Genomic DNA, 18,488 nt, shown 5'->3' on the forward strand with positions numbered 1-18,488 from the left:
TGCCGCATGGACTACACCCACCTGGGGCGCTCCGGCCTCTCGGTGTCCCGGCTCTGCCTGGGCACCATGAACTTCGGCCCGGTCACGTCCGAAGCGGACAGCCACGCCATCATGGACCGCGCCCTGGAGCGCGGGATCAACCTCTTCGACACGGCCGACGTCTACGGCTGGAAGACCGGCGAGGGCGTCACCGAGCAGATCATCGGCCGGTGGTTCGCGCAGGGCGGCGGCAGGCGGGACAAGACCGTCATCGCCACCAAGGCGCACAACAGCATGGGCGACTGGCCGAACGAGACCTACCTGTCCGCGCTGCACATCCGCAAGGCGTGCGACGCTTCGCTGCGGCGGTTGAACACGGACTACATCGACCTGTACCAGATGCACCACGTGGACCGGTCGACGCCGTGGGAGGAGATCTGGGAGGCGTTCAGCGTCCTGCGGCAGCAGGGCAAGGTCGTGTACTTCGGGTCGTCCAACTTCGCCGGGTGGCACATCGCGCAGGCGCAGGAGGCGGCGCGCTCGCGCGGGTTCCTGGGGCTGGTCAGCGAGCAGTCGGTGTACAACCTGGCGAACCGGTTCGCGGAGCTGGAGGTGCTGCCCTCGGCGCGGCACTACGGCCTCGGCGTGATCCCGTGGTCGCCGCTGGCGGGCGGGGTGCTCGGCGGGGTGCTGCGCAAGCGCCGCGAGGGCACGGCGAACCGGGGCGTGGACGACTACGCGAAGGGCGACCTGGCGAAGCTGGAGAAGTCGGTCGAGGCGTACGAGGCGCTGTGCGACGAGCTGGGCGAGCACCCGGCGCACGTGGGCCTGGCGTGGCTGCTGCACCAGGAGGGCGTGACGGCGCCCCTCGTCGGGCCGCGCACGGTCGAGCAGCTGGAGGGGTCGCTGCGGGCGGTGGAGATCGAGCTGGGCGCGGAGGTGCTGGCGAGGCTGGACGAGCTGTTCCCGGCGCCGGGCCCGAACGGCAGCAAGCCCGCGCCGGAGGCGTACGCCTGGTGAGGGCGGCGTGGTGGGCCGTCGTCGGGCGGTCCACCACGGTGCGCCACCGCTGGCCGGGGCGGGGCGCTGTTCCGGCCGCGAGAGCGCTGCCCACGGCCGTGTCAGGTAATCGCCCGCGCCTTGGATGGACGGGCACCCGGCGTTTGCCACCCACCGGGTGAACGGGTACCCGGTGGCCGCAACCGATGTCGACGAGGGGAACGCGGAATGCGCCGCACCACCCGCACCACCGCCATGGTCAGCCTGCTCGCCGCCTGCGCCGCCGTCACGGCGTGCGCGTCGTCCACCAGCGGCAGCGCGTCGCCCGGCAGCGGATCGGGTGGGGACCCGATCTCCACCGAGCCCGCCGCGTCGTCGAGCCAGGTGAGCCAGACGCCGACCGGGCAGGCGCCGACCGGGCAGGCGGGTGACGGGCAGGCCGCCGCGGCGGAGTGCGCCAGCCTCACCCCGTCCGCCGGGCAGCCGCAGGGCGACACGCAGAAGAAGCTCCCGCTGGTCATGACCAACACCGGCGACACCGCCTGCACCCTGTCCGGCTTCCCCGGCGTGCAGCTCGTCGGCGCGGACGGCCACACCTGGGACCTCACCCGGTCCAGCGACACCACGCCCGAGGTCACCCTCCAGCCCGGCGGCACGGCCACCAGCTACCTGTCGTTCCTGCCCGCCAGCGCCGACCCGTGGGACGTGAAGACCGTCCGGGTGACCCCGCCGAACACGACGGCCACCGCCGACCTGCCGTGGACCTTCGGCCCCGTCACCCTCCAGGACGGCGCCACCCGCCCCGGCACCTACATCGGGCCCGTCAACGGCTGACCAACCCGCGCGAGGGCCCCGCAGGGCCCGTGAACGCCAGGAGGGGCACCCGCCACGAAGGCGGGTGCCCCTCCCGTCAAGCAGTCACAGCACCGGGAACGCTAGTCCTCCGGGTCGTCCTCGTCGTCGCGCGCCAGGTACGTCGCCAGCCGCTCGACCGCCGTCTCGAACTCCGGGTTCGCGTCCACGAACCCGCGCAGCTTGTCCGCCAGCCAGGCGAGGGAGACCTCTTCCTCGCCCCGCCTGGTCTCCAGCTCCTCGATGCCCCGGTCGGTGAAGTACACGGCGGCCTACTCGAAGGCCTTCGTGATGATCTCGCGCTGCTCGACCTCGTGCACCTTCGACGACCCGGCCGACGGGGCGGCCATGCGGCGGCGGGACACGCGGGTCAGGCGGTAGCGCTCCGGCAGCAGCTCCGGCAGGTGCAGGCCGTAGAACGTCCACGCGCCCTGGTTCGCGGGCTCCTCCTGGACCCAGCGCACGTCGGTCGCGTTCGGGTAGGCCTCCAGCGCCTCGTTCAGCTTCCGCTTCGGCACCGGGTACAGCTGCTCGACGCGCACGATCGCGGTGTCCTTCGCGCCCCGCTTCTCGCGCTCGGCCACCAGCTCGTAGTAGATCTTGCCGCTGCACAGCAGGACCTTGGTGACGGCCGAGTTGTCCTCGATCGCCACGTCGTCGATGACCGACTTGAAGCGCTCCTCGACGAAGTCCTCCACCGGGCTGACGGCGGCCTTCAGGCGCAGCATCGACTTGGGGGTGAACACCACCAGCGGCCGGTTCACGCCGTCGAGGGCGTGCCTGCGCAGCAGGTGGAAGTAGTTCGCGGGCGTGGACGGCACCGCGATCGTCATCGAGCCCTCCGCGCACAGCTGGAGGAACCGCTCGATGCGCCCCGACGTGTGGTCGGGACCCTGGCCCTCGTGGCCGTGCGGCAGCAGCAGCACGACGTCCGAGACCTGGCCCCACTTCGCCTCACCGGACGAGATGAACTCGTCGATGATCGGCTGCGCGCCGTTGACGAAGTCGCCGAACTGCGCCTCCCACAGCACCAGCGCGTCCGGGTTCGCCACCGAGTAGCCGTACTCGAAGCCGAGCGCCGCGAACTCCGACAGCACCGAGTCGTACACCATGAACTTGCCCTGGTCGTCGGCCAGGTTCTGGATCGGGGTGTACTCCTGACCGGTCTTGCGGTCGATCAGGGTGGCGTGCCGCTGGGTGAACGTGCCGCGCCGCGAGTCCTGCCCGGCGAGGCGGACCGTGCGGCCCTCGTGCACCAGCGAGCCGAACGCCAGCAGCTCCGCGTACGCCCAGTCGATGCCGCCCTCGCGGGCCATCTTGGCGCGCCGCTCCAGCACCGGCTTGACGCGCGGGTGCGGGGTGAAGCCCTCCGGCAGCTCCACGTGCGCGTCCGCGATGCGCTCCAGCACCTCGCGCGGCACCCCGGTCGGCAGCTTCGCCGGGACCTGCTGCTCCTCCTCCACCGAGGGGGACGCCTTGATCGGGTGCTTCTCCAGCTCGCGCACCTCGTTGAAGACGTGCTCCAGCTGCGAGGAGAAGTCCTGGAGGGCCTTCTCGGCCTCCTCCACGGAGATGTCGCCGCGACCGATCAGCGCCTCGGTGTAGGTCTTGCGCACCGAGCGCTTGGTGTCGATCACGTCGTACATCGCGGGCTGCGTCATCGACGGGTCGTCGCCCTCGTTGTGCCCGCGACGGCGGTAGCACACCATGTCGATGACGACGTCCTTGTTGAACGCCTGGCGGTAGTCGACCGCCAGCTTCGCCACCCAGTAGCAGGCCTCGGGGTCGTCGCCGTTCACGTGGAACACCGGCGCGCCGATCATCTTCGCGACGTCCGTCGAGTACTTCGACGAGCGCGAGTTCTCCGGCGCGGTGGTGAAGCCGACCTGGTTGTTGACGATCACGTGGACCGTGCCGCCGGTGCGGTAGCCGCGCACGAGCGCCAGGTTCAGCGTCTCGGCGACCACGCCCTGACCGGCGAACGCCGCGTCGCCGTGCATGGCGACGGGCAGCACCGGGAAGCTCTCGCCGCCCATGTCCAGGATGTCCTGCTTGGCGCGGACGATGCCCTCCAGCACCGGGTCCACGGCCTCCAGGTGCGACGGGTTCGCGGTCAGCGACACCTTCGTCTCGCCGTCGCCGAACATCCGGAAGTACTTGCCCTCGGCGCCCAGGTGGTACTTGACGTCGCCGGAGCCGTGCGCCTGGCCGGGGTCGAGGTTGCCCTCGAACTCGCGGAAGATCTGCGAGATCGGCTTGCCCACGATGTTGGCCAGGACGTTCAGGCGACCGCGGTGCGGCATCCCGATGACGACCTCGTCCAGCTCGTGCTCGGCGGCCTTGTCCAGCACCGCGTCGAGCAGCGGGATGACGGTCTCGCCGCCCTCCAGCGAGAAGCGCTTCTGGCCGACGTACTTGGTCTGCAGGAAGGTCTCGAACGCCTCGGCGGCGTTGAGCTTCGACAGGATGTACTTCTGCACGGTGGCCGGGGGCTTCTCGTGCGGGACCTCGACGCGCTCCTGGATCCAGAGGCGCTCCTCCGGGTCGAGGATGTGCATGTACTCCACGCCGACGGTGCGGCAGTAGGAGTTGCGCAGCACGCCCAGGATGTCGCGCAGGCGCATCCGCTCCTTGCCCGCGAACCCGCCGACCGGGAACTCCCGGTCCAGGTCCCACAGGGTCAGGCCGTGCGACAGGACGTCGAGGTCCTGGTGCTTGCGCTGGCGGTAGTTCAGCGGGTCCGTGTCGGCCATCAGGTGGCCGCGCGTGCGGTACGCGTCGATCAGCTCGATGACGCGGGCGGTCTTGTCGACCGCGCCCTCGGGGATGTCGGCGACCCAGCGGATCGGCTCGTACGGCAGGCGCAGCGACGTGAAGACGTCGTCGTAGAAGCCGTCCTCGCCCAGCAGGAGCTGGTGGACGCGCTTGAGGAACTCGCCCGACTCCGCGCCCTGGATGATGCGGTGGTCGTACGTGGAGGTCAGCGTGATGATCTTGCTGACGCCCATGTCGGTCAGGGCCTGCTCGCTGGTGCCCTGGAAGTGCGCGGGGTACTCCATCGCGCCGACGCCGACGATCGTGCCCTGGCCCGCCGTCAGGCGCGGAACCGAGTGGTTCGTGCCGATCGTGCCGGGGTTGGTCAGCGAGATCGTGGTGCCGGAGAAGTCCTCGGCGGTCAGCGCGCCGCCTCGGGCCTTGCGGATCAGGTCCTCGTAGGCCTGCCAGAACTGCGTGAACGTCATGTTCTCGCAGCCCTTGACCGAGGCGACGACCAGCGTGCGGTTGCCGTCCTTGCCGGGCAGGTCGATCGCGAGGCCGAAGTTCACGTGCTCCGGCGTGACCACGTGCGGCTTGTTGTTGATCTCGGCGTAGTGCCGGTTCATGTTCGGGAACGCCTGGAGCGCCCTGACCACCGCGTAGCCGATCAGGTGCGTGAAGGAGACCTTCCCGCCCCGCGTGCGCTTGAGGTGGTTGTTGATCACGATCCGGTTGTCGGCCAGCAGCTTCGCCGGGACGGCGCGCACGCTGGTCGCCGTCGGAACCGTCAGCGACAGCTCCATGTTCTTGGCGATCGCCGCCGCCGCGCCGCGCAGCTGCTTCTGCTCGGGCCCCTTCGCCTGCTGCACCGGCGCGGCCTTGGCGGCCTGCGCGGGAGCGGGCTTGGTCGCCGGGGCGGCAGCGGGCTTGGCGGGCGCCGCGGCCTTCGGCTTCGGGGCGCTCGACGGCGCGGGTGCGGTGGGCGTCGTGGCGGCGGGCGCGGTGCTCGCGGCCTGCTTGGCCGCCGCGGGCGCGCCCGACGACGCGGCCTTCCCGGTGTCAGCCTGGGTGGCCGCCGTGGGGGCGGCGGTCGTGGTGGACCCGTTGCGCTGCGTCGACTTGTAGTCGGCGAAGAAGTCGTGCCACGCGGGGTCTACCGACGACGGATCGGCGAGGAACTGCTCGTACATCTCCTCGACCAACCACTCGTTGGGGCCGAACTGTGAAGCAGGACTGCTGGACACGGCTGGCGCTCGCCTCTATCCATCTCGCTCTTGGTGGTGACTCACTCATGGGTCAGGCTAGTCCCCCGTCTGGTGCAGTTCCCACACAGGAGGGGACGTGCAAGGAGTGCTCGGTCACAGGATCGATCAGGATCGTCTCCGCGTTGCGGCTCTTGAGCAACCCTTGACGTGACTCGTCGGGCTTTTTTGGGGCTCGGGTCCCCAGTGGTGCGCTGAGCTGCGGTGTTGCGCTGGGCGCATCGTGCGGTCGGGGTCGGTTCGGGGCAGGTCGGGGGCGGTCGCCCGACTCCCAGTAGAGCGCAGGCGGCGCGTCGCGTGGGGCGGGAAACCGACCAACCTCAACCGGCCGGGTGGACTAGTTGATCCGTGTGGGTGCCCGTTTTGGGGCGGGGTGAAGCGCGCGGGAGCCGATCGGTTCGGGTGGGTGGTGGGGTTCCTGCTTTCGGGGGGATGGGACTTGGTCCTGGTGACGGAACGTGTTGGGGCACTTGGCGAAGTGCCCCGCTGATCGGCCGTCCCCTGGGTGGTGAGGTGGTGGTGGGCGGTGGAGGGCTTCGGGCGTCCGGAGTCGTGTGGGTAGGGGTTCGGGAGGCCCCGGTGATCGTGCGGACGGTGGGGCGCGGTTGCTGCGGGGGAGGGGTTCGCGCTGCTCGAAGCGCACGTCACAGCGCTGCGCCCGGCCGAAGCGCACGTCACAGCGACACGCCCGGAGGTTCGGGGGTGTGAGGTGGGCGTGTGCGCCGCGGCGGGTGGAATCGGGGGGAGGGTGTTTGTTGACTGTCTACAAAACGTGCGTTCGGGGAAGACGGGCGTGCCGGGGCGGGAGCGCTCCGGCACACCCCGTCGCGGGGGTGGGTGACGTGGCGTCACGGGTGGGCGGGGTGGGGGAGGTCGGGAGGGGCGACCGTAACGGTGTCCTGCAACGGGGGTGGGGACGGCGGGCCGGGAGCCGGTAGGCGGGCCGGAGCGGCGGGCCGCGTCGGTGGGCCGGGGTGGCGGCCTGAGATGGCCTGCCGGGCGTTTCGGCCCCGGCAAGCGCGCCCACGCACACCCACCCATGCGCGCTGGTCCACGTCCACGTCCACGAACGCTGGCGCCCGCGCCCTATCTGCGTTCGTGCGGTGAACCGCGCTCGTCGTCCGGTTGGCGGTCAGGCCCCGTGGGCATCACCCGCTCTGGCGGTCGCACCCTCGCCGACCGCATCCCGCGCAGCCCCGTCCTGGCCCTCGCCATCCGCGTCTTCGCGACCCGCGCCCTCACCGCTCATGCCCTCCGGCGCGCCGTGCGCCCACAGGCGCGCGTACTGCCCGCCCAGCGCCAGCAGCTCCGCGTGCGTCCCCTCCTCGGCCACCCGCCCGCCCGACAGGACCACGATGCGGTCCGCCCGCGCCGCCGTCGCGAGGCGGTGGGCCACCACGAACGTCGTCCGGCTGCCCGACAGGTGGTCGCTCGCCGCCAGCACCGCCGACTCGGTCGCCGGGTCCAGCGCGGCCGTCGCCTCGTCCAGCAGCAGCACGTCCGGGCGCACCAGCTCGGCCCGCGCCAGCGCCACCAGCTGCCGCTGCCCGGCCGACAACCCCTGCCCGCGCTCGCCCACCTGCTGCCTGAACCCGTCGGGCAGGGCCGCGACCACCGGCAGCGCCCCCACCGCCCGCACCGCGCCCTCGACCTCGGCGGGCGTCGCGGTCGGCCTGCCGTACGCGACGTTCTCCGCCACGTCCCCGCCGAACAGGTGCGCCTCCTGCGGCACCACGCCGAGCCGCCGTCGGAACGCGCCCAGGTCGTACTCGCGCACGTCCATGCCGTCCACCAGCACCTGCCCGCCGGTCACGTCGTAGAACCGCGCCACCAGCTTCACCAGCGTCGACTTGCCCGCCCCGGTCTCCCCGACCAGCGCCACCGTCTCGCCCGCCCGCACCCGCAGCGACACCCCGTCCAGCGCGGGCTCCTCCGCCCCCGCGTACCGGAACACCACGTCCCGCAGCTCCACCTCGCCGCGCAACCGCTCCACCGGAGCCGGGTCGGCGGCGGGCGGCACGGTGGTCGGGGTGCGCAGCAGGTCGCCGATCCGCGTCAGGCCGACCCGCGCCTGCTGGTAGCCGTCGAACACCCCGGACAGCTGGAACAGCGGCGAGAAGAACAGCCCCAGGTACAGCACGAACGCCAGCAGCACGCCCGGCGACAGGCTCCCGTCCGCCACCCGGTGCGCGCCCACCACCAGCACCGCCGCCTGCGCCACCCCGGACAGCAGCGCCAGGAACGGGAAGTACGTGGCGATGTACCGCTGCGCCCTGATCCTGGCCCGCCGGTACGCGTCGCTGCGCGCGGCGAACGCCTCCGCCGACCGCTCCTCCCGCGTGTACGCCTGCGCGACCCGCAGCCCCGACACGTTCTCCTGCAGGTCCGCGTTCACCGCGCTGACCCGCTCCCGCGCCTCCGCGTACGCCCGCGACGACACCCGCTGGAACAGCACCGTCGCCACCGCCAGCACCGGCAGCACGGACAGCGCCACCAGCGCCAACCCCGGATCGGTCACCACCAGCGCCACCGCGATGCCGCCCACGGTCAGCACGCTGATCACGAACGTGGTCAACCCGGTCTGCAGGAAGCTCGACAGCGCGTCCACGTCGGTGGTCATCCTGGTCATGATCCGACCGGCCATCTCGCGCTCGTAGTAGTCGAGCCCGAGCCGCTGCAGGTGCGCGTAGCTGCGCACCCGCAGCAGGTACAGCAGCCGCTCGCCGACCCGGGCGGTCAGCACCGTGCCGATCCGCGTCGAGAACCAGCCCACCGCGACCAGCAGCAGCCCGACCAGCGACACCACCCACAGCGCCCCCTGCTCACCGCCGCCGACACCTCGGTCGACGCCGATCCGCACCAGGTTCGGCAGCGCGATCGCGAGCGCGGTGTCCACCAGCAGCAGCGCGCCGACGGCCACCATCGACCAGCGCACCGGGCGCAGCAGCCTGAGCAGCCGGAACCCCGGATCGGGCGCGCTCGGGTCCTCGCCCGGCAACCGGGGCTCCTCGGTGGCGGGCGGCAACGACCGCACCCGCTCCACCAGCTCCGGGGTCGGCGGCGCGCCACCGGCCAGCGCCGACGGGCCGGGCCCGCGCCTGCCACCGGACGGCGCGGCGACGGACCGGTTCTCCGCGCGCAGCACCAGCTCGTCGTCGGCCACCTCGGGCCACAGCGCGGGCGTCACCCCGGACGCCCCGACCACCTCGGCCGGGGCGGAAGGCGGAGTGGACGGCGGAGTGGACGGCGCTGCGGACAGCGGAGCAGGTGACGCGCCGGATGGCGTGGTGGACGACGAGGTGGGCGCGGACGCCCGCTCCGAGACCGGAGCGGTGGCCGCTTCCGCAGACCGCTCGCCCTCGCCGACCGGCTGCTCGCCCTCGCTGACCGGCCGCATGGCCGCGCCGGGCCGCTCGCCCTCGCCGATCGGCCGCGCGGGCGCGCCGGACCGCTCGACGGCGCGACCGGCCGCGTCCTGGGACCGGCTCGCGGCGGCTCCGCTGTGCTCGGCCGGGTCCGCGCCCGGCCAGGGCGCGCTCACCCCGCCGTTCCGCCCCGCCGCGCTCAAAGCCCGGTCGGCCCCGCCCGCGCCGTTCACGCCGTTCCGGCCCGCCATTGAACCGGCTGCCCCTGGAGCGGCGGTTCCAGCACCGGCCTCCGCCGATCCGACTCCCGCCGACCCAGCCGCCACCCCCGCAACCCGCTCGATCGCCTCACCCGGCCCCGCCAGCAGCTCCCGGTACAGCTCGCAGCGCCCCCACAGCTCCGCGTGCGTCCCCACGTCCACCACGCGCCCCGCGTCCAGCACCGCGATCCGGTCCGCCAGCGCCAGCGACGACCTCCGGTGCGCCACCAGCAGCGTCGTCCGCGTCGCCGTCACCGACGCCAGCGTCCGGTGGATCGCCGCCTCGGTCGCCGTGTCCACCGCCGACGTCGCGTCGTCCAGCACCAGCACCCTCGGGTCCGACAGCAGCGCCCGCGCCAGCGCCACCCGCTGCCGCTGCCCGCCCGACAGCGTCAGCCCGCGCTCCCCGACCACCGCCCCGTACCCGCCGGGCAGCGCCGAGATGAACCCGTGCGCCTCCGCCGCCCGCGCCGCCGCCTCGACCTCCGCGTCGGTGGCGTCCGGCCGCCCGTACGCGATGTTCGCCCGCACCGTGTCCGAGAACAGGAACGCCTCCTCGAACACCACCCCCACGGTCGTCCGCAGCGACCCCAGCCGCAGCCCGCGCACGTCGACCCCGCCGACCGACACCGATCCCTCGTGCACGTCGTAGAACCGGGGCAGCAGCAGCGACACCGTCGACTTGCCCGACCCGGCCGTGCCGACCAGCGCCAGCGTCTCGCCCGGCGCGACCTCCAGCGACACCCCGGACAGCACCGGCTCGCTGCGCGCGTACCCGAACACCACCCCGTCCAGCCGCACCCCGACCGGCCCGTCCGGCACGTCCACCGCGTCCGGCGCGTCCACCACGGCGGGCTGCGAGTCGACCAGCTCGTACACCCGCTCCACGCCCGCCCGCGCCAGCTGCGCGGTCACCATCAGGCTCGCCAGCAGCCGCGTCGGCCCGATCAGCGCGGCCACGTAGCTCGCGAACGCCAGGAACGTCCCCAGCGACACCTCGCCGCGCAGCGCCAGCCACCCGCCCGCCGCCAGCACCGCCACCTGGCCCGCGTACGGCAGCGCGTTCAGCGTCGCCGTCGGCCGCGCCGTCAGCCGCGCCGCCCGCATCCGCTCCGCGAACAGCACCCGCGCCCGCCGCTCCAGCGCCGCGACCTCCCGCGACTCCTGCCCGAAGCCCTTGACCACGCGCACCCCGGTCACGGTCTCCTCGACCTGCTGCGCCACGTCCGCCGCCCGCTGCTGCGCCGACCAGGTCGCCGGGAACAGGGTCAGCCTGGTCCGCGCGGCCACCACCCCCACGGCGGGCACGATCACCAGCGCGATCAGGGTCAGCGCGGGCGAGAGCCAGCACATCGCCACCAGCGAGGCCAGCGCGAACGCGACCGTGCCGAACGCCAGCGGCGTCATCGACAGCAGGCTCTGCACCAGCTGCAGGTCGGTGATCGACCGCGACACCACCTGCCCGGTCCGCAGCACGTCCTGCTTCTGCCCGTCCAGCCGCTGCACCGACGAGAACACCGCCTGCCGCAGGTCGTGCTGCACGTCCACGGCCAGCCGCCCGCCCAGGTACCGCCGGACGAACGCCGTGCCGAACGTCAGCAGCTCCACCCCGACCAGCACCGAGGCCAGCAGCGCGAGCCGGTCGGTCCGCCCGGCCACCGCGTCGTCCACCGCGACCTTCAGCAGCAGCGGCCCGGCCGCCTGCAGACCCACGCCGACCACGGCGGCCAGCACCGACCACACCACGAGGGAGCGGTGCTGCCAGCACGCCGAGGCGAGTCTGCGGATCCAACCGGGGGAGTTCGTCACGATCTCCACACTAGGTCGGGGCCCCGACAGATCGGCGGGCCGCTTCCCGCCACCGGAAGGCGACAGGGCCGCCTCCCGGAGGGAGACGGCCCTGAGCTGCGCGAACGCGGTGAAGCTTTACCCGATCAGGTGATGTCCTTCTTCTGCGTCACGGCCCAGCCGCCCGCGAAGAACAGCGCCGTCCAGCCGAGGAACACCAGCGTGCTGAGCCACCAGTCCAGCGCGCCCGCCGCGCCCGCGGCGCCCATCAGGACCTCCTTGAGGCCGTCCGGGACCACGCCCACGTTGCCCATGAACACGTCGGCCGCCACACCGCCGGTGATGCCGTTGGCGGCGCCGTTCGGCAGGAAGGCGATCACGCCCGACAGGTCCTGGACCTGGAGCACCAGCTGCAGGGCGTTCTCGATCACCAGCATGTAGAGCACCAGCACCACGGTCGTGCCGACGGTGCTGTTCAGCAGCGCGCCGACGCCGACGCCGAACATGGTCATCAGCATCGTGGACAGCACGCCGACCGCGCACAGCGCGAACCAGCCACCGGCCTCGGGAAGCTGACCGGAGTCGGCGGTCAGCGAGATGCCGATGCTGACCGTGGTCACGATGATCAGGCCGTAGATCGCGCCCCAGGCCAGGTAGACGACCAGCTTCGCGGTCATCGCCGACACCCGGTTCGGGGCGGTGAGGAACGTGGTGGTGATCGTCTTGCGGTTGAACTCGCCCGCCACCGCGAGCCCGCCGAAGATCATCGGGAAGATCGTGGCGATGTTGATGCTGCGGGTGATGCCGAACACCGACAGCTTCCACTCGTCGGCGGACACGCCCAGCAGCCCGCCGAGCAGCACGTCGCCGTCCTCGGACGTGAGCGCCTCGCCGATGCTCTGGAGCAGCGCCCCGGTGCCCAGCGACCAGCCCAGCGCCAGCAGCACCGTCGGGATCATCAGGCCCCACCACAGGCCCGTGGTGGTGGTCTTGCGGAACTCCGCGCTGATCAAACCGCCCATCACGCACCGCCCCCGAGACCGCTCTGACCCTGCTGACCCTGCTGGTTGCCGCCGGGCGGCGGCGCGTACGGCGAGTCAGGGGGTGGCGGCGCCTGCTGGTCCGGCGCGGCCGGGAACTGGCCCGACGTCGGCTGCTGGTAGGCCTGCTGCTGGTACGCCTGCTGCTGCGGGTCGTACCCCGGCTGCGGCTGCTGCTGGTAGGCCTGCTGCTGCGGGTCGTAGCCCGGCTGGCCCTGGTAGCCCTGCGGCGGCTGCTGCGGGTACCCCTGCGGGGCCTGCTGCTGGTACGCCTGCTGCGGGTCGTAGCCCGGCTGGCCCTGGTAGCCCTGCTGGGGCTGCTGCGGGTAGCCCGGCTGGGCCGGGTAGCCGGGGGGCGGGGTGTGGTAGCCGGTCTGCTGCGGCTGCTGCTGCTGGTAGGCCTGGGCGAAGCCGGGCGGCGGAGCCTGGTAGCCCGGCATCGGCGCGCCCGTGTACTGGCCGCTGGTCAGCTGGAAGAACAGCCGTTCCAGGTCGACCTTCTCCTCCTGGATGCCGTACACCGACACGCCCGCCTTCAGCGCGACGTCCGCGATGTGCTTCGGCTCGGCCCCGCTGACCGCGATCCGGCCGTCCGGGGTCTGCTCGATCGCCGACAGCCCGTCCGCCTGCAGCGCCGCGACCAGCTGCGCCGGGTCGGACGGCTGCACCAGCACGCGGTTCTGCTGCGAGCCGCGCAGCTGGTCCAGCGACCCGTAGTACATGGTCTGGCCCCGGCTGACGATCACCACCTGGTCGACCGTCTGCTCGACCTCGGCCAGCAGGTGGCTGGAGATCAGCACCGTGCGACCGCTGCGCGCGTACGACTGGAGGAACTGGCGCAGCCAGGCGATGCCCTCGGGGTCGAGGCCGTTCGCGGGCTCGTCCAGCACCAGGATCTGCGGGTCGCCGAGCAGCGCGGTGGCCAGGGCCAGCCGCTGCTTCATGCCCAGCGAGAAGCCGCCCGCCTTGCGGTCGGCCGCCGCGCCCAGCCCGACGAGCTGGAGCACCTGGTCGGCCCGCTGGTCGGGCACGCCCATCGCCGCCGCGTACACGCGCAGGTGGTTGCGCGCCGTCCGCGACGGGTGGACGCCCTGCGCCTCCAGCACCGCGCCCACCACGCGGCCGGGGTTCCCCAGCTCGGTGAAGGGCCGCCCGTTGATCAGCGCGGTGCCCGCCGTGGGCGACACCAGGCCGAGCAACATGCGCAAGGTCGTAGTCTTTCCGGCCCCGTTGGGGCCGAGGAAGCCGGTCACCGAACCCGGTTCCACCGTGAAGCTCAAGTTCTGCACCGCCGCGACCGGACCGAACTGCTTGGTCAAGCCCTGCACCACGATGCGGCCACTGCCGTCGTGCACGCCGTCCCTCCCCGAAATGTGCTGCTCGGGGGCCCATCCTGCCCTAGACGGGTCAGTCGGGGAGGGCGTGTCGCGGTTTCGACACCACCGCGGGGATCTCCTGGGTGACCTCCTCGGCGCGTTCGGGGGCGGGTTCGGGGGTGCTCCCCGGTTCCGTGAACGCGGTCTGGCGGGTGAACGGGTTGCGCAGCGGCTTGCGCCGCTCGCGGTGCTGGACGCCGTCCCCGATCAGGTGCTGGTGGGCCATCGTCCAGACCTGGCACGGCCACTTCTTGTGCCGCAGCACGCCGGGGCACGCGCGGCAGCGGCCGTCCGGATCGGGCTGGTGAACGGTGAGCAGCAGCCTCCAGCCGTCGGCGAGGCGGTGGATCTCGGCGCGGGCGAGCGGCACCAGCGAGTCCGCCTCGCCGCGCTCGGCGGCCTCGTCCAGCAGGGCCAGTCGGCGCAGGACGGCGGCGCGCAGCGACTCGTCCACGGCGCTCACGCCCCCTTCGTGGTCGGGATCGTTCGCCCGAGCGGGTGGACTTCCCGGAACGGGGGAGAGGGGGGTGGTCCACCGGGCGCAGTGGCGGAGATCACGGTCGGCGCGGAGCGCGCGCCCGGCGCGTCGGCGCGGTGGGGCGGCGGCGTGTCGAGCGCGGGGCCGGTCGCCGCGCCCAGGACTGGGCGGGGACGCGGGAGGGGGCGCGGGCGCCGCCTGCTGGGGCGCGCGTCGAGTCCCGCGCCGGTCTCGGCTCCGGTCGAGGGGCCGGTCATCGCGCTGATCGCCGGGCTGATCACCGGGCCCGCCCCGGCGCCGATCACCGCGCCCGGCGCTGCGCCGGAGGTGGTGCCGGTGGGGGTGCCGGGGGTGGTGCGCGCGGTCCGGCCGCGGGGTCGTGTCACGGGTGCTCCGATCCGGGTCGGCGGTGCTGGGTGCCGGGGACCGGGGCGCGTGTCCACGCGACGCCGCACGACCCCGTCCTGACCATCGGTCGCGGGCGCGCGAGTGCTTACCCGTGAACACCGGATTCACTCGTTTGCTTGAGCATTCCGGCATACCTCGTGCGGATCGACCCGCGTGTCACTTCGGTGGGGTGCTGGGCAGCGGGGGCCGTTGCCGGCTAAGATGGTGGCGCGGCCCGCTCCCAGTGACCCCCAGGCTGGTTGAGCGGGTCGCCTCTTCTTGGCTCCACGCGAAGGGGCGCCCACCGGATGCCGGTGGGCGCCCCTTCGCCGTTCCGCCCGCCTGGCCGGTCAGACCGGGTGGGGCGCGTGCTCCAGGTCGTGCGCGAGCGCCACCGGGCCGTTGGTCAGCGCGCCCCGGTGGGTGTTCAGGCCCAGCGCCAGCGCGTGGTCCGCGCGCAGCGCCTCCCGCCAGCCCCGGTCGGCGAGCGCCGCCGCGTACGGCAGGGTCACGTTGGTCAGCGCGTACGTCGAGGTGCGCGGCACCGCGCCCGGCATGTTCGCGACGCAGTAGAACACCGCGTCGTGCACCGGGTAGGTCGGGTCGGCGTGCGTGGTCGGCCGCGAGTCGGCGAAGCAGCCGCCCTGGTCGATCGCGATGTCCACCAGCACCGACCCCGGCCGCATCCGCGCCACCAGCTCGTTGTCCACCAGCTTCGGCGCCCGCGCGCCGGGCACCAGCACCGCGCCGATCACCAGGTCCGCCTCCAGCACGGCCTGCTCCACCGAGTACCGGGTCGACGCCACCGTGCGCAGCCGGTTCCCGAAGCGCGCGTCGATCTGCCGCAGCCGGTCCACGCTGGTGTCCAGCACCTCCACGTCCGCGCCCATGCCGACCGCGATCGTCGCCGCGCTCAGCCCGGCCACGCCACCGCCGATCACCACCACCCGAGCCGGGTGCACGCCGGGCACCCCGCCGGGCAGCACCCCGCGCCCGCCGGACGGCCTCATCAGCGCGAACGCCCCCACCTGCGGCGCCAGCCTGCCCGCCACCTCGGACATGGGGGCCAGCAGCGGCAGCGCGCCGCCCGCCGTCTGCACCGTCTCGTAGGCGATCGCGGTCGTGCCCGAGGCCAGCAGCGCCTCGGTCAGCGGCCGGTCCGCCGCCAGGTGCAGGTAGGTGAACAGCACCTGGTCCTCCCGCAGCCGGGGGTACTCCTCGGCCACCGGTTCCTTCACCTTCAGCACCAGCTCGCCCTCGGCCCACACGTCGTCGGCCGAGGCGAGCACCTTGGCGCCCGCCGACAGGTACTCGTCGTCCGGGATCGCGGACCCCAGGCCCGCGCCCGCCTCGACGAACACCTCGTGGCCGCGCGCGGACAGCTCGTGGGCGCCAGCCGGGGTGAGGGCGACGCGGTACTCGTGGTTCTTGACCTCGCGGGGGACTGCGATGCGCACGGTGGCCTCCTTCGCTGCGGTGATTGCCTAAAGGTCGGGTACCCGCCGCGGGGTGTCATCGTGCTCGCGGCACGAACACGGCCCCTGGCGGTTGTGCTCGCGGACCAATCGTTGACACCCCTCCGGGTGGCCACCTAGCGTTCGGGCCTCAACTGAACATCGGCCGCGGCGTCCCTGGCGGGGCGCCGGATCACCGGCGGGAGAGTCCTCGGGAACGACCGGGGCGCCGAAGGAGCAAGTACCCCGCACACTCTCAGGCAACGGGAACCGCCGGGGTGAGGCCGCTCTGGAAAGCGCACCCCGAAGGGGGAAGCGCACCCACGGTGCAAGCCGCTCGCGCGGCGAAGCTCTCAGGTACCAGGACAGAGTGGGGGATCAACCCACCACCGGTCCCACGACAGGAGCGCCGCCGTGCCCGCATTCCCCGAGAACCTGCTGTACACCGCCGACCACGAGTGGGTCGACTGGACGCCCGGCACCCAGGAGCCGGTGTCGGTCGGCATCACCTCGTACGCCGCCGAGTCGCTCGGCGACATCGTGTTCGTGCAGCTGCCCGAGGTGGGCGAGCGCGTCACGTCCGGGCAGGTGTGCGGCGAGCTGGAGTCGACCAAGTCGGTCAGCGACCTGTACGCGCCGGTCAGCGGCGAGGTCGTGGAGGTCAACACCGGCGCGGTGGAGGACCCCGCGCTGGTCAACGGCGACCCGTACGGCGGCGGGTGGCTGTTCAAGGTCCGGGTCGAGAGCGCCGAGGGGCTGCTCACGGCCGCGAAGTACGCCGAGCTGACCGGGGACTGACCGGTGGCGATCAGCGTCTTCGACCTGTTCTCCGTCGGCATCGGGCCCTCCAGCTCCCACACGGTGGGCCCGATGCGGGCGGCGGCCACGTTCGCGGAGCGGGTGCGCGGGGTGTCCGGGGAGGTGCACCGGGTGCGGGTCGAGCTGTTCGGCTCGCTCGGCGCCACCGGGCACGGGCACGGCAGCCCCAAGGCCGTGCTGCTCGGGCTGGAGGGCAACAAGCCGGAGGAGGTCGACCCGGTCGTCGCGGAGGCGCGGGTGGCCGAGATCAGGGCGGCGGGCGCGCTGCGGCTCGGCGGTGGCGCGGAGATCGCGTTCCGCGAGCCCGACGACCTGGTGATGCACCGCCGCAAGTCGCTGCCGCTGCACCCGAACGGGATGGTGTTCGAGGCGTTCGACGCGGCCGGGGCGAGCCTGGACCGGGCCGAGTACTACTCGGTCGGGGGCGGGTTCGTGGTCGACGAGCACGCGTCGGGCGCGGACCGCATCAAGCCCGACACGACCCCGCTGGCCCACCCGTTCCGCACCGGCGACGAGCTGCTCGACCTGACCGCGTCCACCGGGCTGCGGATCAGCGAGGTGATGCTGGCGAACGAGCTGGCGTGGCGCAGCGAGGACGAGGTGCGGCGGGGGCTGCTGCACATCTGGCAGGTGATGCAGGACTGCGTCGAGCGCGGCTGCACCGAGCAGGGCGTGCTGCCGGGCGGGTTGAAGGTGCGGCGGCGGGCGGCGGAGATGAGGCGGTCGCTGCGCGACGAGCACTACGCCACGGACCCGCTGCGGGTGATGGACTGGGTGACCCTGTTCGCGCTGGCGGTGAACGAGGAGAACGCGGCGGGCGGTCGCGTGGTGACCGCGCCGACGAACGGGGCGGCCGGGATCGTGCCCGCGGTGCTGCACTACTACGCCCGGTTCGTGCCGGGGGCGTCGGACGACGGCGTGGTGCGGTTCCTGCTGACGGCGGGGGCGGTGGGGGTGCTGTTCAAGGAGAACGCGTCGATCTCCGGGGCCGAGGTGGGGTGCCAGGGCGAGGTCGGGTCGGCGTGCTCGATGGCGGCGGCCGGGTTGGCGGAGGTGCTCGGGGGGACCGCGACGCAGGTGGAGAACGCCGCGGAGATCGCGATGGAGCACAACCTCGGGTTGACGTGCGACCCGATCGGGGGGTTGGTGCAGATCCCGTGCATCGAGCGGAACGCGCTGGCGTCGATCAAGGCGATCACGGCGGCTCGGATGGCGCTGCGGGGGGACGGGTCGCACTTCGTGTCGTTGGACAAGGTCATCAAGACCATGCGGGACACGGGGAAGGACATGAAGGTGAAGTACAAGGAGACGGCGCGGGGTGGGCTCGCGGTGAACGTCATCGAGTGCTGATAAACGGGGGCTGACCAGCGGATACGGTTGCCATCGTTGCTCGGTGGTTCTCGTGCCTGCCTGACACCTCACGGCCTGGAGACGGCCTGGGACCCGGTTCTTTGCCCAGCAATAGGCCCCCACCCCGGAACCCACGGGATGGGGGCCTATTGCTGTGCCGGTGGGGGCATCTCGTTGGCAAGGCGGCGGAGCCGTCGCGGCAGCGATCGCCATGACCAGCGCTGCCCGGTCTTGAACCACCGCGATCGGCCCGAGCCTGGGCGCTGGGAGCGTGTGTGGGTCTGCGCGTCCCCTGCTGCGTGCCGCCGCACCCGGCCCCCTG

General features: G+C 72.9%; 12 protein-coding genes and 1 riboswitch. Of the genes, 4 read left to right on the plus strand and 8 right to left on the minus strand.

Going from position 1 to position 18,488, the window contains the following annotated elements; genetic code table 11:
• The first annotated feature begins 6 nt into the window (after window positions 1-6).
• Entirely contained in the window at window positions 7-999 is a 993-nt protein-coding gene (locus LV78_RS29965; protein ID WP_253849253.1) for an aldo/keto reductase, read from the plus strand.
• A 207-nt stretch (window positions 1,000-1,206) separates the two neighbouring features.
• Window positions 1,207-1,812 (plus strand): DUF4232 domain-containing protein, encoded by a 606-nt coding sequence (locus LV78_RS29970; RefSeq protein WP_253849254.1) that lies wholly within the window; start codon window positions 1,207-1,209, stop codon window positions 1,810-1,812.
• A 101-nt stretch (window positions 1,813-1,913) separates the two neighbouring features.
• On the opposite strand, the gene LV78_RS29975 is transcribed toward LV78_RS29970, so the two are convergent.
• The 8 genes from LV78_RS29975 to ald all read right to left on the minus strand — a co-directional run bounded on the left by LV78_RS29975 (window position 1,914) and on the right by ald (window position 16,000).
• The gene (locus LV78_RS29975) at window positions 1,914-2,096 is read right to left on the minus strand and encodes a DUF6104 family protein (protein ID WP_253849257.1); all 183 of its coding nucleotides are present in this window, start codon (window positions 2,094-2,096) and stop codon (window positions 1,914-1,916) included.
• A 6-nt stretch (window positions 2,097-2,102) separates the two neighbouring features.
• Complete coding sequence (locus tag LV78_RS29980) at window positions 2,103-5,777, minus strand: multifunctional oxoglutarate decarboxylase/oxoglutarate dehydrogenase thiamine pyrophosphate-binding subunit/dihydrolipoyllysine-residue succinyltransferase subunit (protein WP_253849485.1); 3,675 nt, start codon at window positions 5,775-5,777, stop codon at window positions 2,103-2,105.
• A 1,204-nt stretch (window positions 5,778-6,981) separates the two neighbouring features.
• A complete protein-coding gene (locus LV78_RS29985) occupies window positions 6,982-11,286 on the minus strand; it encodes an ABC transporter transmembrane domain-containing protein (RefSeq protein ID WP_372495007.1) in 4,305 nt (1,434 codons plus the stop codon).
• A gap of 122 nt (window positions 11,287-11,408) precedes the next feature.
• On the minus strand, window positions 11,409-12,284 hold the full coding sequence (locus tag LV78_RS29990) for an ABC-2 transporter permease (protein WP_253849262.1): 876 nt from the start codon (window positions 12,282-12,284) through the stop codon (window positions 11,409-11,411).
• Entirely contained in the window at window positions 12,284-13,657 is a 1,374-nt protein-coding gene (locus LV78_RS29995; RefSeq protein WP_253849264.1) for an ABC transporter ATP-binding protein, read from the minus strand. The genes LV78_RS29990 and LV78_RS29995 overlap by 1 nt, the downstream gene beginning before the upstream one ends.
• A 52-nt stretch (window positions 13,658-13,709) precedes the next feature.
• Window positions 13,710-14,141: a hypothetical protein gene (locus LV78_RS30000; RefSeq protein ID WP_253849266.1), complete on the minus strand. Its 432-nt coding sequence runs from the start codon at window positions 14,139-14,141 to the stop codon at window positions 13,710-13,712.
• A complete protein-coding gene (locus LV78_RS30005; RefSeq protein WP_253849267.1) occupies window positions 14,138-14,542 on the minus strand; it encodes a hypothetical protein in 405 nt (134 codons plus the stop codon). Before LV78_RS30005 ends, LV78_RS30000 begins: the two co-directional genes overlap by 4 nt.
• Before the next feature lie 351 nt (window positions 14,543-14,893).
• On the minus strand, window positions 14,894-16,000 hold the full coding sequence (gene ald, locus LV78_RS30010; RefSeq protein WP_253849270.1) for an alanine dehydrogenase: 1,107 nt from the start codon (window positions 15,998-16,000) through the stop codon (window positions 14,894-14,896).
• A 187-nt stretch (window positions 16,001-16,187) separates the two neighbouring features.
• A riboswitch (glycine riboswitch) is annotated at window positions 16,188-16,280 on the plus strand.
• A gap of 131 nt (window positions 16,281-16,411) precedes the next feature.
• Between ald and gcvH the strand changes: the two genes are divergently transcribed.
• Window positions 16,412-16,795, plus strand: coding sequence for a glycine cleavage system protein GcvH (gene gcvH, locus LV78_RS30015; protein ID WP_015804935.1), 384 nt, complete (start codon window positions 16,412-16,414; stop codon window positions 16,793-16,795).
• Window positions 16,796-16,798: 3 nt separating this feature from the next.
• Entirely contained in the window at window positions 16,799-18,166 is a 1,368-nt protein-coding gene (locus LV78_RS30020) for an L-serine ammonia-lyase (RefSeq protein ID WP_253849272.1), read from the plus strand.
• Window positions 18,167-18,488: the final 322 nt, after the last annotated feature.

It is taken from the genome of Actinosynnema pretiosum (assembly GCF_024171695.1).
GTDB lineage: Bacteria > Actinomycetota > Actinomycetes > Mycobacteriales > Pseudonocardiaceae > Actinosynnema > Actinosynnema pretiosum.